The 24,942-nt window shown below is 62.6% G+C and carries 18 protein-coding genes; 14 read left to right on the top strand and 4 right to left on the bottom strand.

Annotated features, from left to right (window positions below; all coding sequences use genetic code 11):
• Positions 1–86: 86 nt before the first annotated feature.
• The 8 genes from EIY72_RS27175 to EIY72_RS27135 all read left to right on the top strand — a co-directional run bounded on the left by EIY72_RS27175 (position 87) and on the right by EIY72_RS27135 (position 9,652).
• Positions 87–1,010: a LysR substrate-binding domain-containing protein gene (locus tag EIY72_RS27175; RefSeq protein WP_093222199.1), complete on the top strand. Its 924-nt coding sequence runs from the start codon at positions 87–89 to the stop codon at positions 1,008–1,010.
• Between the two features lie 377 nt (positions 1,011–1,387).
• The gene (locus tag EIY72_RS27170) at positions 1,388–2,317 is read left to right on the top strand and encodes an amidohydrolase family protein (RefSeq protein WP_093222204.1); all 930 of its coding nucleotides are present in this window, start codon (positions 1,388–1,390) and stop codon (positions 2,315–2,317) included.
• A 4-nt stretch (positions 2,318–2,321) separates the two neighbouring features.
• Positions 2,322–3,227 (top strand): amidohydrolase family protein, encoded by a 906-nt coding sequence (locus EIY72_RS27165; protein WP_008059304.1) that lies wholly within the window; start codon positions 2,322–2,324, stop codon positions 3,225–3,227.
• A 246-nt stretch (positions 3,228–3,473) separates the two neighbouring features.
• A complete protein-coding gene (locus EIY72_RS27155) occupies positions 3,474–4,859 on the top strand; it encodes a UbiD family decarboxylase (RefSeq protein ID WP_093222210.1) in 1,386 nt (461 codons plus the stop codon).
• Positions 4,856–5,503 carry a UbiX family flavin prenyltransferase gene (locus EIY72_RS27150; protein WP_093222216.1) on the top strand — a complete coding sequence of 216 codons (648 nt, stop codon included), beginning with the start codon at positions 4,856–4,858 and terminating at the stop codon, positions 5,501–5,503. The genes EIY72_RS27155 and EIY72_RS27150 overlap by 4 nt, the downstream gene beginning before the upstream one ends.
• 67 nt (positions 5,504–5,570) lie before the next feature.
• A complete protein-coding gene (locus EIY72_RS27145) occupies positions 5,571–6,617 on the top strand; it encodes a CobW family GTP-binding protein (protein WP_093222220.1) in 1,047 nt (348 codons plus the stop codon).
• Between the two features lie 280 nt (positions 6,618–6,897).
• Positions 6,898–8,250 (top strand): nucleobase:cation symporter-2 family protein, encoded by a 1,353-nt coding sequence (locus EIY72_RS27140; RefSeq protein ID WP_093222224.1) that lies wholly within the window; start codon positions 6,898–6,900, stop codon positions 8,248–8,250.
• A gap of 13 nt (positions 8,251–8,263) precedes the next feature.
• A complete protein-coding gene (locus EIY72_RS27135) occupies positions 8,264–9,652 on the top strand; it encodes an amidohydrolase family protein (RefSeq protein WP_093222231.1) in 1,389 nt (462 codons plus the stop codon).
• Positions 9,653–9,778: 126 nt separating this feature from the next.
• Here the strand turns inward: EIY72_RS27135 and EIY72_RS27130 are convergent, their stop codons facing one another.
• The gene (locus EIY72_RS27130) at positions 9,779–11,059 is read right to left on the bottom strand and encodes a Zn-dependent hydrolase (RefSeq protein WP_093222236.1); all 1,281 of its coding nucleotides are present in this window, start codon (positions 11,057–11,059) and stop codon (positions 9,779–9,781) included.
• An 89-nt stretch (positions 11,060–11,148) separates the two neighbouring features.
• A complete protein-coding gene (locus EIY72_RS27120) occupies positions 11,149–12,633 on the bottom strand; it encodes an NCS1 family nucleobase:cation symporter-1 (protein ID WP_093222241.1) in 1,485 nt (494 codons plus the stop codon).
• Between the two features lie 622 nt (positions 12,634–13,255).
• Here EIY72_RS27120 and hydA point away from each other — a divergent pair.
• The 3 genes from hydA to preA all read left to right on the top strand — a co-directional run bounded on the left by hydA (position 13,256) and on the right by preA (position 17,551).
• Positions 13,256–14,695 (top strand): dihydropyrimidinase, encoded by a 1,440-nt coding sequence (gene hydA / locus EIY72_RS27115; RefSeq protein WP_093222245.1) that lies wholly within the window; start codon positions 13,256–13,258, stop codon positions 14,693–14,695.
• Positions 14,696–14,908: 213 nt separating this feature from the next.
• Positions 14,909–16,276 (top strand): NAD(P)-dependent oxidoreductase, encoded by a 1,368-nt coding sequence (locus tag EIY72_RS27110; protein ID WP_093222248.1) that lies wholly within the window; start codon positions 14,909–14,911, stop codon positions 16,274–16,276.
• A complete protein-coding gene (gene preA, locus EIY72_RS27105) occupies positions 16,277–17,551 on the top strand; it encodes an NAD-dependent dihydropyrimidine dehydrogenase subunit PreA (protein WP_093222252.1) in 1,275 nt (424 codons plus the stop codon).
• Positions 17,552–17,615: 64 nt separating this feature from the next.
• On the opposite strand, the gene EIY72_RS27100 is transcribed toward preA, so the two are convergent.
• Together EIY72_RS27100 and EIY72_RS27095 are read right to left on the bottom strand one after the other, a co-directional pair.
• Entirely contained in the window at positions 17,616–18,347 is a 732-nt protein-coding gene (locus tag EIY72_RS27100) for a class II aldolase/adducin family protein (protein WP_093222256.1), read from the bottom strand.
• A 15-nt stretch (positions 18,348–18,362) separates the two neighbouring features.
• Positions 18,363–19,418: an ABC transporter substrate-binding protein gene (locus tag EIY72_RS27095; protein WP_093222261.1), complete on the bottom strand. Its 1,056-nt coding sequence runs from the start codon at positions 19,416–19,418 to the stop codon at positions 18,363–18,365.
• Between the two features lie 354 nt (positions 19,419–19,772).
• Here EIY72_RS27095 and EIY72_RS27090 point away from each other — a divergent pair, with 354 nt between their 5' ends.
• The 3 genes from EIY72_RS27090 to EIY72_RS27080 are packed head-to-tail and all read left to right on the top strand — an operon-like array spanning position 19,773 to position 24,684.
• A complete protein-coding gene (locus tag EIY72_RS27090; protein WP_093222266.1) occupies positions 19,773–21,041 on the top strand; it encodes an acyl-CoA dehydrogenase family protein in 1,269 nt (422 codons plus the stop codon).
• A 36-nt stretch (positions 21,042–21,077) separates the two neighbouring features.
• Positions 21,078–22,859 carry an ABC transporter ATP-binding protein gene (locus EIY72_RS27085; protein WP_093222271.1) on the top strand — a complete coding sequence of 594 codons (1,782 nt, stop codon included), beginning with the start codon at positions 21,078–21,080 and terminating at the stop codon, positions 22,857–22,859.
• Positions 22,852–24,684, top strand: coding sequence for an ABC transporter ATP-binding protein (locus tag EIY72_RS27080; RefSeq protein ID WP_093222273.1), 1,833 nt, complete (start codon positions 22,852–22,854; stop codon positions 24,682–24,684). Before EIY72_RS27085 ends, EIY72_RS27080 begins: the two co-directional genes overlap by 8 nt.
• The last annotated feature ends 258 nt before the right edge of the window (positions 24,685–24,942 follow it).

Here is a 24,942-nt window from a genome sequence, read left to right as displayed (position 1 = left end):
GCGGGCCTGGTCAGCGAATAGTGGGAGCCCCGGAAACATCGGGCCAGCGACGATTTCTGCCATCCTGTGTAAGTAGGACTAACAGCATGTACAAGCGATACCCCTCGGTGCAGTCGATGAACGCCTTCCTACAGGCCGCGCGCAGTGGCAGCTTCTCCAGCGCCGCACGCAAGCTCGACCTGACCCACAGCGCCATCAGCCAGCAGATCCGCACCCTCGAAGAGTTTGTCGGCCAGCCGCTGTTCGTGCGCGAAGGCGGCGGCAGCAACCTGACCGATGCCGGGCAATTGTTCGCCAGCGTCCTGTCCGACGGCCTGGCACAGATCGACCGGGCACTGTCCTCGGTGCAGAACCGCAACGTGGCGCAGCGCCTGACCCTGGATGTCGACAGCGAGCTGGCGCAGAGCTGGCTCAATCCGCGTCTGGCGCAATTGCTTGATCTGTTGCCGGAACACGAAGTGGTGATGCTGTCGATGCCGCGTTCGGACCGCAGTGCTTTTGAGCGGGTGGACCTGGCGCTGCGCTACGGTTATGGCGATTGGGATGACTGTGAGATGACGCAAATTTGTGGTGATCGAGTGATGGCGGTGGCCTCGCCTGAACTGATTCAACGCCATGGGTTGCAAGTACCGTTGAGCCCGGCGCAGATCCTCGCGCTGCCGTTGCTGGGGTATACCCGGCGCTCGTGGCTGCCATGGCTGGATGCGGCGGGCATGCCAGCGGTGGAACCACCCGCGCGGGTGGTATTCGACAACGCGGCCAACCTGATTGCCGCGGCCGAAGCCGGTGTTGGCGCCGGTCTGGTGCGCGGCTTACTGGCAGCGGATGCGCTGCGCAGTGGCAGGCTGGTGGTGTTGAACGAGGTGCAGATTGCGGCGCATTACAACCTGTATGCGGTGTGGCCGCCAGGGCAGGCGGCGCAGGTGGCGCCTGTGGTTGAGGCGGTCCGGCAGTTGGCTTTGAGTACGTTTGAGAACGCAGCCCTCACCCTAGCCCTCTCCCAGAGGTAGAGGGGACCGATCGGGGGATGCTCAAGAAGTCCGCCGAGCTGAACTTGCTTTACCGAATCCATAATCGACCCGATCTTTCAGGTCGATGTGAACCGCAAGACACCTCGGTCAGTTCCCTCTCCCTCCGGGAGAGGGCTAGGGTGAGGGCAAGGCTTTTGATCCTGAGTCCATATCCAACACATATCACCACCCCACCCAATTAATATTGTACGAACCCTCCCCCGCCTTCCAATACTCGCCTCCAGCAACCACCCACCGGGCCGGATGCACACAGGCGAGGGAATGCGTGAGTCTTAGCGCATAGAAATGGCCGATTGCCCGGACGTGGCTGCTGTGAACCGCAAGGTTCCCTACCCGCTATCAGGAGATCGACTTCAATGATCATCGATATCAGCTGCTATCCCACGGACCTCGTGGACCTCGCCTGGAGGCATGACGGTGACCCGTTCACCGGCGAGCGTCTGCTGGAGATGATGGATGGCCCGTACATGGTCAACGGCAAGCCTCGCCGCATCGACAAAGCCTTCATCCAGCCACCGCAGGGCAACACCATCTACACCTGGACCGACGGCGAACTGTCGGGCCGCGAATCCATCGACGCCTACATGGCCTACACGCTGAAAATGGTCCAGACCTACCCGGACCGCTTCATCGGCTGCTTCGTCTACAACCCGCGCTGCGGCGTGGAAAACGGTGTCGAGGCGATCGAGCGCTACGTCAAGGAACACGGCTTCAAGATGGTCCAGATGCAGGCCAACATGCACGCCTACCGCCCGGACCGCGCACTGGACTGGGTGCGCCCGGCCTTCGAGAAATGTGCTGAACTGGGCATTCCGGTCAAGCTGCACACCGGCGACGGGCCCTACAGCATCCCTTCGGAATGGGTGCCGATGATCAAGGAGTTCCCCAACGTCGACTTCATCATGGCGCACTTCGGCGTGCAGACCGGCGGGGTCTACGTGTTCGAACCAATGCAATGGGCGATGGAATTGCCCAACGTCTACTGCGAATCGGGCTGGTGCCTGCAATCGCGGATCGTCGAATTCGCCAAGGTCCTGCCGACCCACAAGATCCTCTTTGGCACAGACACCCCGCCGAACGAACCGGGCATGTGGCTGCGCCTGCTCGAAGTGCTCTGCCACGAGCCGCCGCAAGGCCTGAACCTGGACGAGGACACCCTCGAAGAGTACCTGGGCAACAACACCGCGCGGATGATCGGCCTGGAGCCGACCCCGCCGCCACGTTCCGTTTCCGAAGCAGAGGCGCAACTCAAGCGTCCCGTCACCACGCAACTGGCCAGGAGCTGAACCGATGATCATCGATACCCATCTGCACCCCACCAACCTGGTCGACGAGGCCTGGCGCCACACCGGCGAACCCTTCACCGGCGAGCGCATGCTCAAGCTGATGGACGGCCCGTACATGATCAACGGCAAGCCGCGCCGCATCGACATGGGCTTCATCCAGCCACCGCCGGGCAACACCGGTTATCGCGACGGCAACCGCCGTGGCCGCGAGGGCGTGCGGGACTACATGTCCTATGTCGCCGAACTCTGCGTGAAGTACCCGGACCGTTTCATCGGCAACTTCAACTTCAACCCGCGCTGGGGACCGGAAAACGGCGCGGCAGAGCTGGAATTCCACATCAAGGAATACGGCTTCAAGATGCTCAAGCTGCACGCCAACATGCACGGCTATCGTCCGGACCGGGCACTGGACTGGCTGCGGCCGGCGATGAAGGTCTGCGCCAAGTACAACATCGTCGTGTTGATCCACACCGGTGACGGCCCGTACACCATCCCGACGATGTTCTACCCGATCATCCGCGAGTTCCCGATGGTCAACTTCATCATCGGTCACTTCGGCATCCAGACCGGGGGCAACTACTCGTTCGAAGCCTTCTGGATGGCCATGGACACGCCGAACGTGTACTGCGAATCGGGCTGGTGCTTCCAGTCGCGGATCGTCGAGTTCGCCAAGGACCTGCCACGCAACAAGATCGTCTTCGGCACCGACTCACCGCCCAACGAGCCGGGCATGTGGCTGCGCGAACTGGAGGTGCTGTGCTCGCCGGCGCCGCAGGGCCTGGGTATCGATGAGGATCACCTGGAGGACTACCTGGGCAACAACATCGCCCGGTTGTGCGGCATCGAACCGACGCCGCCGCCCAAGGACCTGGCCGAGGCGGACATTCGCCTGACCACGACTTACCTCTAGGTTGGCATCACCTGTGGGAGCGAGCTTGCTCGCGATTGCGTCGGGTCAGTCATTGTTGATTTTGAATGGACTGCCCTCATCGCGAGCAAGCTCGCTCCCACAAGTGCTTCGCCAACCCGAAGTGCAACAACACAGCGACTTTACAGGCGCGAAGATGAACCGGCGTTCGATCGACCGGCGGGCCAACGGCTTGTCGATCGGGCGTCGCCCTCACCCCTGCGCGCCTGCTTTTTACGAGGTGAAACCATGACCCGTTCGACGCTCGGCGAATCCCAGGACTTTCACGTATTCATCGATGCCTATCGCCGTGAGTACCCGGACGATGTGCTGACCATCACCCAAGCTCTTTCTGCCGATCAGGACGTCACCGCCCTGGTCGATGCCTTGACCTGCCAAGGCGACGATCCGCTGCTGATCTGCAAAAACGTCGGCCAACTCGGCGTCCCGGTGGCCACCAACCTGTTTGCCTCCCGCACCCGCATCGCACGGATTTTCGGCGTTACCCCGGTGCAGTTGCACGAAACTTTCCAGAGCCGCGCCAACCACCCCATCGCCCCACGCTACGTGGAAAGCGGGCCGGTGCTGGACGAGATCTTCGAAGGTGAAGCCGTGGACCTGGCATTGCTGCCGATGCTCAAGCATTTCGACAGCGACCGCGGCCCCTACATCACCAACGCGATCATCATCGCCGAAGACCCGCTCACCGGCATCGCCAACATGAGCTATCACCGCTCGATGCGCCATGCCCGGCAAACCCTCGCCACCAGCCTGCACTCCCGAGGGCACCTGTGGCGCATGCTGCAAACCGCCCGCGAACGCGGCGAAGAATTGCGCGTGGCCATGGTGGTCGGCGCGCACCCGTTGTTCATGCTCGCCGCCGCCGCGCGCTTGCCCTTCGGCAGTGATGAGCGTGCGGTGGCCGGCGGCTTGTTCGGCGCGCCGCTGGAACTGGTGAAAACCCCGCGCTACGGCATCGGTGTGCCGGCTTATGCCGAGTTCGTGCTGGAAGGCGCCATCGATCCGGCGGCCTATGCCGAGGAAGGTCCGTTCGGCGAGTTCAGCGGCTACTCCTCGGATCGTTCGACCAACAACGTGCTGCGGGTCGACACCCTGATGCGGCGCAAGGACGCCTGGCTGGTGGACGTGGTCGGCGGCCGTTATGCCGAACACCTGACCCTGGCACGCCTGCCCCGGGAAGCGGAGATGAGCGAGAAACTCAAGGCGCGTTTCCCCTCGGTCACCGCCGTGCATTACCCTAATTCCGGCACGCATTTTCACTGCTACGTGGCGCTGGATCAGAGCCGCGATGGCGAGGCGCGGCAGATCATGCTCGCCCTGCTCGGCTGGGACCCGTACCTGAAAACCGTGATTGCGGTGGACAGCGACATCGACATCACCGACGACAGCCAGGTGCTGTGGGCCTTGGCCACGCACTTCCAGCCCCATCAGGACATCTTCGTCATTGATGGCTTGCCCGGCAGTCCGCTCGATCCTTCGTCCTCGGTCAACGGCACCACCTCGCGCATGGGCCTGGATGCCACGCGCGGCTCGGGTTTTGACGGGATCAAGGCGCAACTCGATCAGGACGTGGTCGAACGCGCCCGGCAACTGCTCGCGAGCCTTGCATCATGAACCGCCAGCGCCTGGTGGTCGGCATCAGCGGCGCGTCCGGGTTCATCTACGGCGTGCGCCTGCTGGAGCTGCTGGCCGAGCTGAACATCGAAAGCCACCTGATCATCAGCCGCGCTGCGCTGCTGACCATGGCCCACGAAACCGACTACAAACTGGCCGATGTGGTGGCGCGTGCCAGTCACTTCCACCGTGCCGATGACGTCGCGGCCGGCATTGCCAGCGGATCGTTTCGTTGCCTGGGCATGGTGGTCGCGCCGTGCTCGATGCGCACTCTCGCCGAAATCGCCACGGGCACCTCCTCGGGCCTGATCGGTCGGGCCGCCGACGTGACCCTCAAGGAGCGTCGCACCCTGGTGCTGATGGCCCGGGAAACGCCGTTGACCCTCGCCCACCTGCGCAACATGACCGCCGTCACCGAAATGGGCGGGATCATCGCCCCACCCGTCCCGGCGTTCTACGCCCGCCCGCAGGACCTTGCGCAAATGGTCGACCACAGCCTCGGCCGGGTACTCGACCTGTTTGGTCTGGATGCCGGGACCGCAACGCGGTGGCGTGAACCGCACAACCCTTCAGCCAACCACAAAACCTGTGGGAGCGAGCTCGCTCGCGATAGCGGTGGGTCAGGCAGCATCAACGTCTGCTGACCCGGCCACATCGCGAGCAAGCCCGCTCCCACAGTTGTTAACACTGCGACCCATCAAGGAGCATCACATGACCACGCCCTTCAACGCCCCAACCCCCAACACCAAAATCCCGGTGACCATCCTCACAGGCTTCCTCGGCGCCGGCAAAACCACCCTGCTCAACTACATCCTCAAGGAAAACCACGGGCGCAAGATCGCCGTGATTGAAAACGAATTCGGCGAAGTCGGCATCGATGGCGATCTGGTCCTCAGTTCCGAAACCGAAGAAATCTACGAGATGGTCAACGGCTGCGTGTGCTGCACCGCCGAGGTTCGCGAGGATCTGGTGCGCATCGTCCGTGAACTGGTGGCGCGCCCCGTGCGTCTGGATCACATCCTGATCGAGACCAGCGGTCTGGCTGACCCTTACCCGGTGGCCCAGAGCTTCTTCATCAACGACCCCATCGCCGAAGAGGTAGAACTGGATGCCATCGTCACCATGGTCGACGCCAAACACATCGCCCAGCACCTGGAAGACCTGCAGCTCGACGGCGTGGACAACCAGGCCGTGGACCAGATCGTCTGCGCCGACCGCATCGTCATCAACAAGGTCGACCTGGTCAGCGCCGCTGAAGTGGCGTCTTTGAGCGACAAAATTCGTGGATTGAATGCGACTGCGGACCTGGTCACCTCCAGCTACGCCGAGATCGATCTGTCGAAAATCCTTGGCATCGGCGCCTTCGAATCCTCGCAGAAACTCATGGAAATCGGCGCCGAACACAACCATCACGCCGACGAACATCACCACGAACATGACGACCTCGACCATGAGCACGACGCCAGCGTGACCTCGGTGGGCATTGCCGTGGATGGCGCGGTCAATCTCGGTGACTTTCACCGCTGGATCACCCGACTGCGCACGGAACAGGCCGACAACCTGTACCGCATGAAAGGCGTGCTGGCGGTTGCCGACCAGGACCAGCGCTATGTCCTGCAAGGCGTGCACAGCCTGGTCGAATTCCGTGCCTCGACCTTGTGGGGCAACGAACCACGTTCGAGCAAGATCGTGTTCATCGGCCGCGACCTGGACCGCGCGGCCCTGAACCAGGGCTTTGCCGCCTGCCTGGCAGGCTGAAGAAAGGCATCGGAGCCGGTGGATGGCGGTTCCGGGCACATGAATGACTGATGCAATCAATTGGCAGTCATACCGAATCTGTGGCGAGGGAGCTTGCTCCCGCTGGGGCGCGAAGCGGCCCTTCTTTTAAAAACTGGACCTGCTACGCAGTCCAGCGGGACGGTGCGGCGATCCGACAAGCTCCCTCGCCACAGGTATCTTTTCGCGGCATCAATCAATTGATTGGCATCAGACCGAATACCCCTCTCTACCTAACAACAACAGCAAGAGGTGTTTCTCCATGTCGTCAGCCACTACCCCCGCCACCGTGCATCCGGTCGACCAGATTCTGCCGGTGCGACAAATGCTCACCCTCGGCCTGCAACACATGGCCGTCTCGTACATCGGCGCCATCGCCGTGCCGTTGATCGTCGCCAGCGCCCTGAAAATGTCCCAGGCCGACACCGTGGTGCTGATCAGTACGACACTGTTCTGCTCCGGCATCGCCACCCTGTTGCAAACCGTCGGCTTCTGGAAATTCGGCGTACGCCTGCCGATCCTGCAGGGCGTGGCGTTCAGCAGCGTCGGCCCGGTGATCGCCATCGGCAGCAACCCGGAGGTGGGTTTCGCCGGGGTCTGCGGGGCAGTGATCGGCGCCGGCATTTTCACTCTGTTGATGGCGCCCTTCGTCGGTCGATTACGGCGCTTCTTCCCGCCGGTGGTCACCGGTTGCATTGTCACCGTGATCGGCTTGCAGCTGTTTCCGATTGCCTACGAATGGGTCGGCGGCGGCCGGCACGCCAGTGATTTCGGTGCACCGGCCTACCTCGCCGTCGCCGCGGTGGTATTGCTCAGCATCCTGCTGGTCAACCGCTACGGCAGTCCGATGATGCGCAACATGGCGGTGCTGGTCGGCATGCTGGTCGGCGCCGCGCTGGCGTATGGATTGGGCATGGGCAGTTTTCACAGTGTGCAGGAGTCGCCCTGGCTCACCGTGCCCTACCCATTCTACTTCGGCCTGCCGACCTTCAGCCTGATCCCCATCGCGACCATGGTCGTGGTGATGATCGTGCAGATGGTCGAGTCCATGGGGCTGTTTGTGGCCATCGGCGACATCGTCGACAAACCGGTGGAAGAGAAGCAGGTGATCAACGGCCTGCGGGCCAATGGCCTGGCCAGCACCATCGCCGGGATGTTTGCGGCGTTCCCGTTCATTGCCTTCATGGAAAACGTCGGGCTGGTGATCCTGACCGGCGTGCGCAGTCGCTGGGTGGTAGCGATCAGCGGCTTGCTGATGTGCCTGGTGGCGCTGGTGCCCAAGGCCGGGGCGATCATCGCCTCGATGCCCACCGCCGCCCTGGGTGGCGCCGGGATCGCCATGTTCGGCGTGGTCGCCGCAGCCGGGATCCAGACCCTGGCCAAGGTCGACTACGAGCGCAATCGCTACAACGTACTCATCGTCGGCTTCACCATTTCCGCCGCACTGGTGCCGGTGCTGGCCCCGGCCCTGTTCAAACAATTGCCCGAGTGGTCGCAGCCGTTCCTGCACAGCAGCGTGGTGATCGCCTGCCTGGTGTCGGTGCTGCTCAACGCTGCGCTCAATGGCGTCAGCGTGCCCGATACCGCCGGCAAACCTGCCTCTCACAGCCTCTGACTGGAGCCTTGCCATGACTCAAGTGCAAAACATCCTGATCAAGAACCCGTTCGCGGTCATGACCGGTCTGCGTGGCCCCCGTGCCCGGGCCGGCGCGGTGGACATCCGCATCGTCAACGGTCGCATCGCCGAAATGGCTGAAGACCTGCAAGCGCAACCGGGCGAGCGGGTGATCGACGCGCGGCATTGCGTGGTCTATCCGGGCTGGATCAACACCCACCATCACCTGTTCCAGAACCTGCTCAAAGCCGTGCCCGAAGGGCTGAACCAGGACCTGCAAGGCTGGCTGGCCAGCGTGCCCTACCCGCGTCTCAATCGCTTCACCCCGCAACTGGCGAAGATCGCGGCGAAGCTGGGCATGGTCGAATTGCTGCTGTCCGGGGTGACCACCTGCGCCGATCACCATTACCTGTATCACGCCCACGGCACCACCGAGACCGGCGACCTGCTGTTCGACATGGCCGATGACTTCGGCCTGCGTTTTGTCTTGTGCCGTGGCGGCGCACTGGAGTCAGCCAGCGCTCACCCGGGGTTCTCGAAAACCGCGCTGCAACCGGAAACCCTCGAGCAGATGGTCGGTGACCTCGAACGACTGAAGTCGCGTTATCACCAGGACACGCCGGACGCCATGCGCCGTGTCGTGGTGGCGCCGACCACGCCGACCTTCTCCCTGCCACCGACGCTGTTGCGCGAACTGGCACACACCGCCCGGGGCATGGGTTTGCGCCTGCACACGCACCTGTCGGAGACCCAGAACTATGTGAACTTCTGCCGCGAGAAGTACAACTGCCTGCCGGTGGAATTCGTCGCCGAACACGAATGGCTCGGCCCGGACGTGTGGTTCGCCCACGCGGTGCACATGCAACCCGGCGAAATCCGCATGCTTGCGCAAACCGGTACCGGGGTTTCCCATTGCCCGGTGAGCAATGCGCGACTGGGCAGCGGCGTGGCGCCGATTCCGCAGATGTATGAGGCCGGTGTGCCGATTTCCCTGGGTGTGGATGGCGTGGCGTCCAATGAATCCGGAAGCATGGTCGGCGAAGTGAATACCGCCTGGCTGATTCATCGCGCCGAACAGGGCGCGTCGGCGACCACGGCCGAGGATGTCATCCATTGGGGCACCGCTGGCGGCGCGCAGGTGTTGGGCCTTGGCGCCGTCGGCACCCTTGAAATCGGCCAGGCAGCGGACCTGGTGATCTATGGCCTCGATCATCCACGCTTCTTCGGTTTTCACGACATCGCCGTGGCGCCGGTGGTGGCGGGCGAGCCGATTGCCGTGAAGTACAGCCTGGTCGGTGGCCGGGTGGTGGTCGACGATGGCGTCATTCCGGGGCTGGACGTGCAGCAGATGCGCGCCGAGGCGTGGGAAGGTGTGCAGCAGATGATGAAGGTGGACGACTGATCCACTGCCATCACCATTCCTGTAGGAGCGAGCAGGCTCGCGATTGCTGAGTATCAGTCAGCACTGCTCTGGCTGACACACCGCTATCGCGAGCATGCTCGCTCCTACAGGGATCTTCCATATGATTTAAACTCCCGCTTTTTTCGCCACCGCCGTCGACGCCGCCAGCATCGCCCGCAACAACACCGCACACCCCGCCGCCAGGTCATCCGGTGCGGCGTTTTCGATTTCGTTGTGGCTGATGCCGCCTTCGCACGGCACAAAGATCATCCCCGCCGGGCCGAGTTCGGCGAGGAAGATCGCGTCATGGCCGGCACCGCTGACGATGTCCATGTGTGACATGCCCAAGCCTTTGGCGGAATCGCGCACAGCGTCTACGCAACCCTTGTCGAAATACAGCGGCGGAAAGTCGGCAGTCGGTGTCAGCTCGTAGGTCAGGCCGTGTTCATCACAGACGGTTTCGATGACCTGGCGCACTTCGGCAATCATCGAATCCAGCCGCGCCGGTTCCAGATGGCGGAAATCCAGGGTCATGCGCACCTCGCCCGGGATGACGTTGCGTGATCCCGGATAGGCTTGCAGGCAACCCACGGTGCCGCAGGCATGCGGCTGATGGCCGAGAGCGGCGCGGTTGACGGCGCCGACGATCACCGCTGCACCAACGAGGGCATCCTTGCGCAGGTGCATCGGGGTCGGCCCGGCATGGGCTTCGACGCCGCGCAACTTGAGGTCGAACCATTTCTGCCCGAGCGCGCCCATGACCACGCCTATGGTCTTGCGCTCATCTTCAAGGATCGGGCCCTGCTCGATGTGTGCCTCGAAATAGGCGCCGACCTTGTGACCGGTGACCTTGCGCGAGCCGGCATAGCCGATGGCGTTCAGTGCCTGGCCCACGGTCACGCCCTCGGCATCGACCTTGGCCAGGGTTTCCTCGAGGGTGAATTTCTCGGCGAACACGCCGGAGCCCATCATGCACGGGGCGAAGCGCGAGCCTTCTTCGTTGGTCCAGACCACCACTTCCAGCGGTGCTTCGGTTTCCACGCCCAGGTCGTTGAGCGTGCGTAAAACCTCGACCCCGGCCAGCACGCCGAAGCAGCCGTCGAACTTGCCGCCGGTGGGTTGAGTGTCGATGTGGCTGCCGGTCATCACCGGCGGCAGGTGCGGATTGCGCCCGGGACGACGGGCGAAGATGTTGCCGACTTCATCGACCGTGACGCTGCAACCAGCGCCTTCACACCACTTCACAAAGAGATCACGTGCCTGGCGGTCGAGGTCGGTTAACGCCAGGCGACAGACCCCGCCCTTGACCGTGGCGCCGAGCTTGGCCAGTTCCATGAGCGACTGCCACAGGCGGTCGCGGTCGATGTGCTGATGGGTCGATTGCAGAACGTCTACGGCAGCGTTCATGGGGATCTCCTCAGGCTTGTTTCTTATGGATGTTGCAGGGGTGCCAGCGAGGCCGCTATCGCTGGCAAGCCAGCGATAGCGGCCTGCACTCACACCGCCGATTTCACGACAGAAGGCTGCGCACGCATCGCGCACAACCCGTAATAGATCAAACCGCCCAGCGCCGAGCCGGTGAACCAGCCATAGCTGTAGAACCAGCTGAACACGTCACTGCCCAGAGACAGCAGCGTCAGCACCACCGGCACGCCGAAGGCAATGAACCCGCTCCAGTTCCAGGCCGGATAAACGTCATCGCGGTACAGCCCGGCCAGGTCCAATTGCTGCTTCTTGATCAGGAAATAGTCCACGACCATGATCCCGGCAATCGGCCCGAGCAGGCTTGAATAACCCAGCAGCCAGTTGGAATACACGGTCTCGAGACTGACATCGGAGATGATCAGCCCGAGCTTTTTCAGCAGTTCGTGCGCCATCAGCGCCAGGCCGACAAAGCCGGTGAGCAACACCGCCTTGGTGCGGTTGATCACCTTGGGCGCGATGTTCTGGAAGTCGTTGGTTGGCGAAACGATGTTGGCCGCGGTATTGGTGGACAGCGTGGCGATGATGATCAGCGCCATGGCCACCGCCACCCACACCGGGCTCTGGATGTGGCCGATCAGGCTGACCGGATCGGACACTGTGACCCCCACCAGTTTCACCGAAGCGGCAGTCATGACCACACCCAGGGATGCAAACAGGAACATGGTCAGTGGCAGGCCGAAAATCTGCCCGAGGATCTGATCCTTCTGGCCCTTGGCGTAGCGACTGAAGTCCGGAATGTTCAGCGACAGCGTGGCCCAGAAGCCGACCATTGCCGTCAGCCCGGCGGCGAAATAACTGACCACGCTCGCCCCCTCGGGACGCTTGGGCGGGATCGCCAGCAACTCGGTCATCGACACGTTGGGCATCGCCCACACCAGCAAGCCGATACCGACCGCTACCAACAGCGGCGCCGAGAGGGTTTCCAGCCATTTGATCGACTCGGCACCACGAATCACCACCCACAGGTTCAGCACCCAGAAGATCATGAAGCCGATCACCTCGCCCGTCCCGCCGAGGGATTTCCAGCCGTCGAAGATCGAGCCGAGAAACAGATGGATCGCCAGGCCGCCGAACATGGTCTGGATGCCGAACCAGCCGCAGGCCACCAGCGCGCGGATCAGACAGGGAATGTTGGAACCGAGTATGCCGAAGGATGAGCGCAACAACACCGGGAAGGGAATGCCGTACTTGGTGCCGGGAAAGGCATTGAGCGTCAACGGAACCAATACCACGATGTTGGCGAACAGGATCGCCAGCAGTGCCTCACCGACACTCAGGCCGAAATACGCCGTCAACACGCCGCCTAGCGTGTAGGTGGGGACGCAGATCGACATGCCGACCCAAAGCGCGGTGATGTGCCATTTGTTCCAAGTTCGCTCCCGCACTTTCGTGGGGGCAATGTCATGGTTGTATCGGGGACTGTCGAGGACGTCGCTGCCGGCTTCGAGCTCGAACAAGCCGTCGCGTTCGGTCACTTGCGATCTGTTCTGTTGCATGGCCGCTCCACTGTTCTTCTGATTATTTTTTTGCTCATCAGACGGTTCCACACGAAGGTGCGAACCGGACGATGGCCGGAGGAACTGACATCTTTCCTGCACCGGCCACGGTGTCAGCGGCGGCATCAATAAACGTGCCGAGTGCCCCGCTTGCGCATCGGGCCGTGCTGCAAACACGCATTAACTTACTGATGTTTATCAGTTTTAGTTTTTGCGTGGTGAACTCAGAGAAACCTGGCTGAACACTCAGGCCAAATGCCAGGCAAGTTCTCCGAACTGTCAGGACTCAATCTGGTGCAACGCATTATTTTTCATCCAGATCGATCACCCGCAGCTCAACTTCAAGCAGCTGATTTCACATAGGAAATCTTGACCATATTTCCATCCTGTCAAGTGCGTCAAAATGGTGAAGGGCCTCACCATTTTGGTGAATTGTGATTTTTATTGTTATTTTTCAATTAGTTAAAACATGCATAAGCTTATAAAAAATATTCTTGCCCAATTGCACAACTGCGACTAGCGTTTATTCCTGACAGCACTGACAGGAATGCATTGTCGGCGCCGAAAACAATAAAACAGCTAGAACCGGCCCAAGCCGGTCATTGCCTGCGAGGAACTCGGAATGTCTCTGTTGATCCGTGGCGCCACCGTTGTTACCCATGATGAAAGCTACCGTGCCGATGTGTATTGCGCAGACGGCGTAATCAAAGCCATTGGTGAAAACCTGAATGTTCCCGCAGACGCCGAAGCACTCGATGGCAGCGGTCAATACCTGATGCCCGGCGGCATCGACCCGCACACCCACATGCAACTGCCCTTCATGGGCACCGTGGCCAGTGAAGACTTTTTCAGCGGCACCGCGGCGGGGCTCGCCGGCGGTACCACCTCGATCATCGACTTCGTGATTCCCAACCCGCAGCAGTCCCTGATGGAAGCCTTCCATCAGTGGCGTGGCTGGGCCGAGAAGTCAGCGTCCGATTACGGCTTTCACGTCGCCATCACCTGGTGGAGCGAACAGGTGCGTGAGGAAATGGCCGAGCTGGTCAGCCACCACGGCATCAACAGCTTCAAGCACTTCATGGCGTACAAGAACGCGATCATGGCCGCCGACGACACCCTGGTCGCCAGTTTCGAACGCTGCCTGGAACTCGGCGCCGTGCCCACCGTGCACGCGGAAAACGGCGAGCTGGTGTTTCACCTGCAACGCAAGCTGATGGCCCAGGGCATCACCGGTCCAGAAGCACATCCGCTGTCGCGGCCTTCGCAGGTGGAAGGCGAAGCGGCGAGCCGGGCGATCCGCATTGCCGAAACCCTCGGCACGCCGTTGTACCTGGTGCACGTCTCGACCAAGGAAGCCCTCGACGAAATCACCTACGCCCGGGCCAAGGGCCAACCGGTGTATGGCGAGGTCCTGGCCGGACACTTGCTGCTGGACGAAAGTGTCTATCGCCATCCGGACTGGCAAACCGCTGCCGGCTACGTGATGAGCCCACCCTTCCGCCCCATCGGCCACCAGGAAGCCCTCTGGCACGGCTTGCAAGCCGGCAACCTGCACACCACCGCCACTGACCATTGCTGCTTCTGCGCCGAACAAAAAGCGGCCGGCCGTGACGATTTCAGCAAGATCCCCAACGGCACAGCCGGCATCGAGGACCGCATGGCGGTGCTGTGGCACGAAGGGGTCAACAGCGGGCGCTTTTCGATGCAGCAGTTCGTCGCGCTGACCTCCACCAACACCGCGAAGATCTTTAACCTCTATCCACGCAAGGGCGCGATCCGTGTCGGCGCCGATGCCGATCTGGTGCTCTGGGACCCGGAGGGCACCCGGACCATTTCCGCCAAGACCCACCATCAGCAGGTGGACTTCAACATCTTCGAAGGCAAGACCGTTCGCGGCGTGCCCAGCCACACCATCAGCCAGGGCCGCGTGGTCTGGGCCGATGGCGACCTGCGGGCCGAGCGTGGTGCCGGGCGCTACATCGAACGGCCGGCGTATCCGGCGGTGTTTGATTTGCTGAGCAAGCGCGCTGAGTTCAATCAGCCAACTGCCGTGAAACGCTGATCCCGAGCGTGTGAGACCTGTGGCGAGGGAGCTTGCTCCCGTTGGCCTGCGTAGCGGGCCCAAAACCAACTGACTCGTAGTGTCAGGAGGGGGCGGCTTCGCCGCCCAACGGGAGCAAGCTTCCTCGCCGCATCAAGCTCCCTCGCCACGGGAGAAAAAAAACCACTGCCCACCAGAGGCAGAGAACCTCAAATAACCGTGAGGCCGTAAACCGTGATCAAGTCCCTGACCCACCTCCCCCATCCCGTAGAGAATGCAGCCGCCCTCGCCGCTCATTTCACCGACCTGGCACCGCCGCTCAATGAGCGCCAGGCCCACCTGGAAGCCTCTCGCTGCCTGTATTGCTACGACGCGCCCTGCGTGAACGCCTGCCCGAGCGAGATTGATATCCCTTCGTTCATTCGCAATATCCACCAGGAAAACGTCCAGGGCGCCGCGCAGAAAATCCTTTCGGCTAACATCCTCGGCGGCAGTTGCGCCCGGGTCTGCCCGACGGAAATCCTCTGCCAGCAGGCGTGCGTGCGCAACAACGCTCACGAGTGCGCGCCGGTGCTGATCGGCCTGTTGCAACGCTATGCCGTGGATAACGCGCACTTCACTGAACACCCCTTCCAGCGCGCCCCCGCCAGCGGCAAACGCATCGCCGTGGTCGGTGCCGGCCCGGCGGGTTTGGCCTGCGCACACCGCAGTGCCATGCACGGCCATGACGTGGTGATTTTCGAAGCACGGGAAAAGGCCGGCGGTCTCAACGAATACGGGATCGCCAAGTACAAACTGGTGGACGACTACGCGCAGAAGGAGCTGGAATTTCTGCTGCAGATCGGCGGCATCGAGATTCGCCACGGGCAGAAACTCGGCGACAACCTGACCCTCAGCGAATTGCACCAGCAGTTCGACGCGGTGTTCCTCGGCCTCGGTCTCAACGCCAGCAAGCAGCTAGGTTTGCCTGACGAGGATGCGCCCGGCCTGCTCGCCGCCACCGACTACATTCGCGAACTGCGCCAGAGCGATGACCTCACGCAACTGCCACTGGCCGACCACTGCATCGTCCTCGGTGCCGGCAATACCGCGATCGACATGGCGGTACAAATGGCCCGCCTCGGCGCTCACGACGTCAATCTGGTGTACCGCCGCGGTGCCGAAGACATGGGCGCCACCCATCACGAACAGGACATCGCCAAGGCCAATCAGGTGCGCCTGATGACCTGGGCGCAACCGCAGGAAGTCCTGCTCGACGATCAAGGCCGCGTGCGTGGCATGCGTTTCGCGAGAACCCGGCTGATCGAAGGGCGCCTGCAACCCACCGGCGAAACCTTCGAACTGGCCGCCGACGCCATCTTCAAGGCAATCGGCCAGGCCTTCGACAGCGGCGCCCTCAACGATCCGCTGGCCAGAGAACTCAAACGTGCCGGCGAGCGTATTGAAGTGGATGACAACCTGCGCACCAGCATCCCCGGCGTGTATGCCGGTGGCGACTGCACCAGCCTCGACCAGGACCTCACGGTGCAAGCGGTTCAGCACGGCAAACGCGCCGCCGAGGCGATCAACGCGCAACTGAAACTCAACGAGGAGGCTGCGTAAATGGCCGATCTGTCGATTGTCTTCGCCGGCATCAAAGCGCCCAATCCGTTCTGGCTGGCCTCCGCGCCACCGACCGACAAGGCCTACAACGTGGTCCGCGCCTTCGAGGCGGGCTGGGGTGGCGTGGTCTGGAAAACCCTGGGTGAAGACCCGGCGGCGGTGAACGTGTCCTCGCGTTATTCGGCGCACTTCGGCGCGAACCGCGAAGTGTTGGGATTCAACAACATCGAACTGATCACCGACCGCTCACTGGAAATCAACCTGCGGGAAATCACCCAAGTCAAGAAAAACTGGCCGGACCGTGCGTTGATCGTGTCGCTGATGGTGCCCTGTGTCGAAGCGTCGTGGAAACACATCCTGCCGCTGGTGGAGGCCACTGGCGCCGACGGCATCGAGTTGAACTTCGGCTGCCCACATGGCATGCCGGAACGCGGCATGGGCGCAGCGGTCGGCCAGGTGCCGGAGTATGTCGAACAGGTCACCCGCTGGTGCAAGACCTATTGCTCGTTGCCGGTGATCGTCAAACTCACGCCAAACATTACCGATATCCGCGTCGCCGCCCGCGCCGCTCACCGTGGCGGCGCCGACGCGGTGTCGCTGATCAACACCATCAACTCGATCACCAGTGTCGATCTGGAGCGCATGGTCGCCAATCCAGTGGTCGGCAGTAAAAGCACCCATGGCGGTTACTGCGGCTCGGCGGTCAAGCCGATCGCCCTGAACATGGTCGCCGAAATCGCCCGCGACCCACAGACCGCAGCACTGCCCATCAGCGGCATCGGAGGTATCGGCAACTGGCGCGACGCGGCGGAGTTCATCGCCCTGGGCTGCGGCTCGGTGCAGGTATGCACCGCGGCAATGCTCCATGGTTTCCGCATTGTCGAAGAAATGAAAGATGGCCTGTCGCGCTGGATGGACAGTCAAGGCTACGCCAACATTTCCGAGTTTTCCGGGCGCGCAGTGGCCAACACCACCGACTGGAAGTACCTGGACATCAACTATCAGGTGATCGCCAAAATCGACCAGGAGGCGTGCATTGGCTGTGGGCGCTGCCACATCGCCTGCGAAGACACTTCACACCAGGCGATCGCCAGCCTGCGACAGGCGGACGGTACGCACACATACGAAGTGATCGATGAGGAATGTGTGGGCTGCAATCTGTGCCAGATCACTTGTCCGGTACAGGACTGCATCGAGATGGTACCGGTGGAAACCGGCAAGCCATTCCTGGACTGGAACCATGATCCGCGCAATCCCTTCCACGTCAGCCCTTGAAATGGGCTGAGCACTTGAGCCCGTGGGAGTCGGCAAACCGGCTCCCACAGGGTGCTGACTGGTGTCAGGTGCGACGGTCGATGGCGGGCACCAGGCCCAGCTCGGTGGCTTTTTCGAACAAGCCGCTCATCTTCCATTGCTGGGTCAGCACGCCCGGACCGTAGGGTCGCGAGCCGCCCAGGGCATCGGCAAGCAATTGCAGTTGCGCCCCCTCCTCCAGCAACAAAATGAACTCCGCGGTGGCGCGCAAGCCCTGCTTGCCCCACACGGTGGAGCCGCCGTTGGCTTCCAGAATCGCCAGGTTGAAGGGGTTCTCGGCGATCCTGTCGAGGATGAACTCCACTTCCGGCTGACGTCGGTCGATGTACACCGGCAGCTCGCGCGCGAGCTGATAACGCTGCACCGGCACGTAGTGGAACGGTAGCGTGCGATGGGTCTGGGCCCAGGCGCCGAGATACGGCGAATGCACATGGGACACTGTGGTGATGTCGGCATGCTGTTGGAACAGTTTGGTGTAGCGACCTAATCCACCCTTGCCCTTGCCGACAATCACATTGCTTTGGAAGTCGGTGACGGTTGCCTGCAGCGGCTTGCGGTAGTTCCAAGGCCCGCCGTAGCTGACCGACACCAGCAGCTCCTGCCCCGGTACACGCTCGATGAAGCCCACGGTGCCGTTTGCGGTAATGGTGTTGGTTTCACGGAATACGCTGAAGGCTTCTTCGGCTTCGGCCAGCACCTTGTCGACGAAGGTTTTCAGTTCGAGGGTGACGGGTTTTTCATTGACGAGTACGGTCATGGCAATTCTCCAGGTTCAGGCGCGGCGCTTGGCCATCAGTTCATGGGCAGCTTGCAACGGGCGCGGGTCGACCCAGTCGGCGATGGCAAAATCGCGTTCGAGGAAGCCGTGCAGGTAAAGGAAATCCTTCTGGATACCGAGAAACTCAAGACGCTGTGCAGACAGGTCCGGCGCCAGCGTGGTGTGGAAATCGCCGCGATAGGCCTCGGCGACTCCGGCGCTGCCGGCGCGGGTTTCTTCCTCGAGAATGGCGTTCAGGCCCTCGCGATTGTTGGCGGCCCAATCCGCAGCGCTGAGGGTCTGCGCGAGAAAGCGCACCACCAGATTGAAATGGTTGTCCAGCAGGCTTTGGTGCACGGTGATCGGCCGCGGCGTGCCGTTGTTGATGCGGTAGCGCGGTTCAGCGATCAGGTCCAGATCGATGCCCACCACCAGACTCAGGCGACGCGCGGCGTCGGCGGCCGATGCGCCTTTGACATACACGGCATCGACCTCGCCGCGCACCAGGTAATCAAGGCCTGACCACAGCCGTTGCAAGCCTTCCTGCGGGGTGGCGGCCTGCTCCTGGTTCTGCAACGCCACTTCCACCAGCTCGACATCATCGAAGCCCAGCCCGGCCAACTGCAATGCGCCTTTGTAGCCGTGCAGGCTCATGGCGCGAGCGATGCTGCCGGCACGGCTGTCGGCCCAGGCCGGCAACGCCAGGCGCTTGCCTCGCAGATCCTGCGGACGCTGGATGCCGGAGTCCGGGCGAACCAGGATGGTCTGCCATTCTTCGATCCAGGTCAGGCCGATCAACCGGCTTGGCGCACCGCCCGCCCGGGCCGCCAGCGCCGGGACGTTGCCGCCCTCGCGAAACAGCCCTGGCAGGTCGTGATCGTAATGGTGGTGGCCGAGTTGACGGGCCTCTTGCAAGGTCGACACCGGCAGGCCGTCAGCGGCGAACTCATCGCTGAGCCAACCGAGTTTGTAGGCGATGCCGGAAGCGGTTGGCACCGGGCAACGGGTGAACCAGATCTGCTCCAGTTGATTCAGTGATTCAGGTCGGGTCTGTTTGGCAGCAAGCGTCATGGGAGGCTCCATCTCGTTGGGCACGTCAATCGGGTTGCCAGAGCCATTGCAGCGTACGTGCCAAGCGCGCAAAGCCCCGATTCCCCAGGCTTTCCTGCAACTTCAGAGACGTACGCGGTCGCAGAATGCTGACCTGACAGCAGGGTTGCGCGACGACTGCTGCTGCTCAAGCAGTCGCCCTCTGCACTCTGCTGCTCCAGCAGCACTCGCCTGCTCTCCCTTACGCCAAACGCAGCGCCAATGAGCCGCGCAAGCCCTTGGCGCAGAACTTGCTCAAGGCCCTCTCAACAGCGGAAGGACGCGTATCGCGCGCTTTCCCTATCCACATCGGAATCAATGAGTAGAGGTCGAACAATGAGCAAGGTCGAACAACAACCCGCCGGGCAACGGGTCCAGGAACAGGCGCCCATCCGCTTGCTGCAGAGCGAAGACCAGGCCATCGCCGTGGCCCGGGATATCGCCCGGGAGATTGCCGAAATCGCTGCCGATACCCGTCAGAACGGCCAGTTGCCCTGGCGTCAGGCACAGCTGTTGTCGGAAAGTGGCCTGACCGCCATCGGTGTGCCCAAGGCCTTTGGCGGGCTTGGCGCGTCGGTGCAAACCATCGTTGAAACCGTACGCCTGATCTCGGTTGCCGACGGCGGCGTCGGGCAGTTGCTGCAAATCCACAACGTCATGCTGCGGGGGATTTTCAGCGGATACGCCGACGAGATCCGCGACCGGCTGATCCGCGATGTGCTGGCCGGCAAGCGTTTCGGCAACGCCCTGGCCGAAGTCGGCGGCAAGAACAAATTCGCCCTCAAGACCCGTGTTGAACGACGCGCCGACGGCAAGCTGATCCTCAATGGCAGCAAGTTCTACTCCACCGGTGCCTACCTGGCCGAGTGGATTTCCCTGACTGCCGCCAGCGATGACGGCGGTGCCGGGGTGCTGCTCAATCGCAACACCAAGGGCCTGACACTGGTCGACGACTGGGAAGCCTTCGGCCAGAAAAACTCGGTCAGCGGCACGGTGATTTTCGACAACATCGAACTCGACGAAGGCTTCGTTTCCCCGCGCAAGGGCCCGATGAAACGCACCGGCCTGACCTTCCCGCAGATCCTCCATGCCGCCATCGACACCGGCATTGCCGAGGGCGCGCTGTCGGCCGCCGTGGACTACCTCAATCACAACGCCAGGCCATGGGTGGAAAGCACCGTCGAGCAGGCCAGCCAGGAGCCGCACATCATCAAGCAGATCGGTGAATACGCCGTGGCCTTGCGTGGCGCGCAGTCCTTGTTGCGCGACGCAGCGCGGGTGTTCGACCAACACGAACTGGACCCGGACAACAAAGCCCTGCAGGACGAACTGATTCTCTCGGTGGCCACTGCCCGCGCGCACTCGGACGCCGCTTCACTGAAAATCTCCAGCGACATCTTCTCGCTACTGGGCGCCAGTTCCTCTTTGAGTAAATGGAACCTCGACCGCTTTTGGCGCAACGCCCGCGTCCACACCACCCACGACCCGATCCGCTGGCGCCTGCACCACGTCGGCAACTACTACCTCAACGGCGTGGACCCGGGTGAATACACGGCGATTCTCAATGCCAAGGAAACACAGGGTGCGACCCGTCCGGCGCAATGATTCTCCGCCACTTGCCCTTCAAACCAGAGCCTCTACATGATTGAAAAACACCCCCTCCTGCGCAGCCTGGCGATCTACCGGGAGATGCCCTGGCGCTTCGCCCTGGTCGCAGCGCTGTTCATCGCCGTCAACCTCGGGCTGGTCTGGCAGCAATGGCTGATTGGCCACGCGGTGAACGACGTCAGCGCCGGTCGCGCGGTGATTCGCCAGGCCGATGGCAGTCTGGATGCCAGCCTTGGCTGGTACTGGCTGTGGCTGATGCTCGCCGTTGCGCTGGGCCGTGGCGTGCTGCAATACGCCGCCAGCGTGTTGTCGCTGATCCTCAGCCAGGCACTCCTGACCCGCCTGCGTGAACGCATCCTGCACCAGGTGCAACACCTGCACCTGGGTTATCACTGGCAACACGGCATGGGCGAAATGATCACCCGCACCACACGCGATGCCGACAAGGTGCGCGATGCGCTGATCAGCTTCTGGCGTCAGGTGGTGGAAACACCGCTGGTGGTGCTGGCCACCGTCGGACTGCTGACCTGGTACAACCCGATGCTGGGACTGGTGCCCTTGTTGCTGACGGTGTTCGGCCTGTGGATTTTCGTGCGCCAGACCGAGCGCCTGGTGCACCTCGACCGGGCCGTCGGCCAAGCCTATGACCGGGTCAACCAGGACCTCAGCGAAGGCATCGGCGGCGTACGGGTGATCAAGTCGTTTGGTCTGGAACACAGCCGCATCCAAGGCTTCGCCACGCAGGTCGCGGTGTTCGCCGAGCACGCCCGACAGGCCCTGGCCTACTCCAGTTCGCGAATACCCTTGCCCCAGGCCGTCGTCGCCTTGGGCCACGTGTGGATTCTGGGCTATGGCGCCCATCTGGTCGCCACCGACCGCTTGCGCATCGGCGAGCTGGTGACCTCGCTGCTGATCGCCACCACCCTGGTATTTCGCATCGAAGGCATCGGCCGCGTCATGCAAACCTTCGCCGATGCACGCTCCAGCGCCGAGCGCATCTGGCAGCTGCTCGATGAACCTGCCGCCATTCGCAGCGGCAACATCACGCTTCCCGACACGCCGCTGGGGTTGAAACTGGAGCACGTCAGCGTCAGCGCAGCGGACGGTGGCAAGGCGATTCTGGAGGACTGTTCGCTGGCCTTGCACCCCGGTGAAATCGTCGCGCTGGTGGGTGCGACGGGAACCGGCAAAAGCCTGCTCGCCAGTCTGTTGCCACGCCTGAGCGAAATCAGTGCCGGGCGCCTGCTGATCGGTTCCGACAGCGGTGGCTGGCAGGACATTCGTCAGTTGCAGCTGGATGAACTGCGCCGGCGGGTGCACGTGGTGCCTCAGGAAAGCTTGCTGTTTTCCGACACCCTGGCCGCCAACCTGCGCTTTGGCGCAGCAGGCGCCAGCGAACAGCAATTGCACCACGGCTTGCATCTGGCCGCCGCCAGCGATGTGCTGCAGCGCTTGCCCCAAGGTCTGGCAACGCCCTTGGGGGATCGCGGCGTGACGCTCTCGGGTGGCCAGCGCCAGCGCCTGAGCCTGGCCCGGGCGTTACTCACCGAGCCCGACATCCTGTGCCTGGATGACGCCACCAGTGCGCTGGATGCGATCAGCGAACGCCAGGTGCTGAACAACATCCGCCAGTTGCGCCGGGATCAGGGCCGGGCCACCACCGTGCTGGTGATCTCCAGCAAGCTCTCGACCATTCTCCTGGCAGACCGGGTGTTGATGCTCAAGGACGGCCGCATCGCCGCCGACGGCACCCACGCCGATCTGCTGAAAACTTCGCCTGACTACCGCGACCTGCTGGGGATCGACCATGGCTAACCCAATCGCCAGCAAAGCCCTGAGCGATATCGAAATTGAAGAACTGCTGGCGAAAAAGGCGCTGGACCGCAGCATGTTCAGCCGCCTGCTGCCGTTGCTGAAACCGATTCGCCAGCAGATTCTGGCGGTGATCGGTCTGGAGCTGTTGCTGGTGTTCACCGTGTTCCTCAGGCCCTGGTTCGTCCGCGAGTTGCTCGACCGCGGCCTGATTCGACAGGACGATCACTGGCTGCTGGACGAGCACCTGGTGCTGTGGCTGGGCCTCGGGTTGGCGCTGAGCTGGGGTGGGCGTTTCCTGCTGGCCGGGGTGTCGCAGTTCGTCGCTGGCAGTGCCGCGATCCGCGTGCTGAACAATCTGCGGGTGCAGGTGTTCGCCCATGTGCAGCGCCTGAGTGTCAGCTACTTTGACCGGACCAAGGCCGGGCGGATCATTTCCCGTGTCGACCGGGATGTCGATGCGCTGGAACCCTTGGTCATCCAGGGCCCGCCCGAACTGCTCGGTGCCTTGCTGCGCTGCGGGCTGGCGTCGGTGATGTTGTGGCGGATCGAGCCGCGATTCTTCCTCAGCCTCGCGGCCACCGTGCCCTTGCTGGTGCTGGCCACCTGGAGCTTCAAGCGCATTTCCCAACGCAACTGGGCCAAGGTCGCCGAACACCGCAGCCGCTTTACCGCACACCTGGTGGAAAGTGTCAGCGGCGTGCGCATGCTGCAACAGTGCGCGCAACAGGCGCCCAACCTGCGGCGTTATCGCGGGCTGCTGGAGGATTTCAACCAGGCGCTGATTCGTGGCAGCTTGCGTTCGAGCTGGTTTGCGCCGTTCACCGCCCTGCTCAGTTCCGTGGCCATGGCGGTGCTGTTGCTAGTCGGCGGTTATGGGCTGGCGCAGTCGGACATCAGCGTTGGCCAGGTCGCCGAAAGCCTGTTCTACGTGTTCCTGTTCCTCGGTCCATTGCAGGAACTCTCCGACCTGTTCGAGCGCTACGCTACCGGCTCGGCCTCGGCGCAACGGATCTTCCTGCTGCTCGACACCCAGCCGCAGATCACCGGCAGCGACCGGCCGATCAGCGTCGACAAGGCCCGGGGCGAGGTCAGTTTCGAGCACGTGCGCTTTGCCTACAACACCGATAGCCCAACGCCTGTGATCGACGATCTCGACCTGCATATTCGCGCTGGTGAGGTGGTGGCGATTGTCGGCCCCTCCGGCCATGGCAAGAGCACCCTGGTGCAACTGCTGACGCGTTTCTACGACGTGCAATCGGGGGTGGTGAAACTCGACGGCATCGACATCCGCGAGCTCAGCCAGCAGGATCTGCGGCGCAATGTCGGCGTGGTGCTGCAGGACAACGTGCTGTTCAGCGGCAGCATTCTCGACAACCTGCGACTGGCAGCGCCCCACGCCGACGATGATCAGTTGATTGCCGCCGCCCGTGAGTTGGGGGCCGACGAAGTGCTGGAGCGTCTGCCCCATCAGTATCAGACCGAAGTCGGGCCGTTGGGCGCGCACCTGAGTCATGGCCAGCGGCAACTGGTGTGCCTGGTGCGCGCCTACCTCGCGGACCCGGCGGTACTGGTGCTCGACGAAGCGACTTCGGCGGTAGACATTCACACCGAGCGGCGCATCCAGCAAGCGTTTCGACGCCTGTGCGAGGGGCGTACCGCGATCATCATCGCCCACCGCCTGGCGACCATCCGCGACGCTGATCGCATTGCGGTCATTCGCCATGGACGACTGGTCGAGCAAGGGCCGCATCGTCAGTTGATCGATCAGGGTGGCGCTTACGCGGCGCTGTACCAGGCCTATCTACGCAGTGCCGAAGCGGCATAATCAACACCGCCATCGCCAGCAAGCTCCGACCATTGACCCGGTGGCAGCGAGCTTGCTCGCGATGGCGATCTGCAGGACGCAAAAACCGCCCTGCTGCACCCCGCGCAACCATTGCTGACAGGCTGCTGCCACAGCAGCACCCTTCACTTGAAAAAACCGCAACACCCTCACCAAACGCCCGGCTCCACTGGCCAGCGTCGGCCAAGCCAACCATGGCATGTCCGTTGCAAACCTCCTGGCAAGACGTCCTCGCACTTG

This window comes from Pseudomonas vancouverensis (assembly GCF_004348895.1).
In the GTDB taxonomy this organism is placed as follows: domain Bacteria; phylum Pseudomonadota; class Gammaproteobacteria; order Pseudomonadales; family Pseudomonadaceae; genus Aquipseudomonas; species Aquipseudomonas vancouverensis.
The sequence above is the reverse complement of the archived record's forward strand: the minus strand, read 5'-3'. Positions and strand labels throughout refer to the sequence as shown.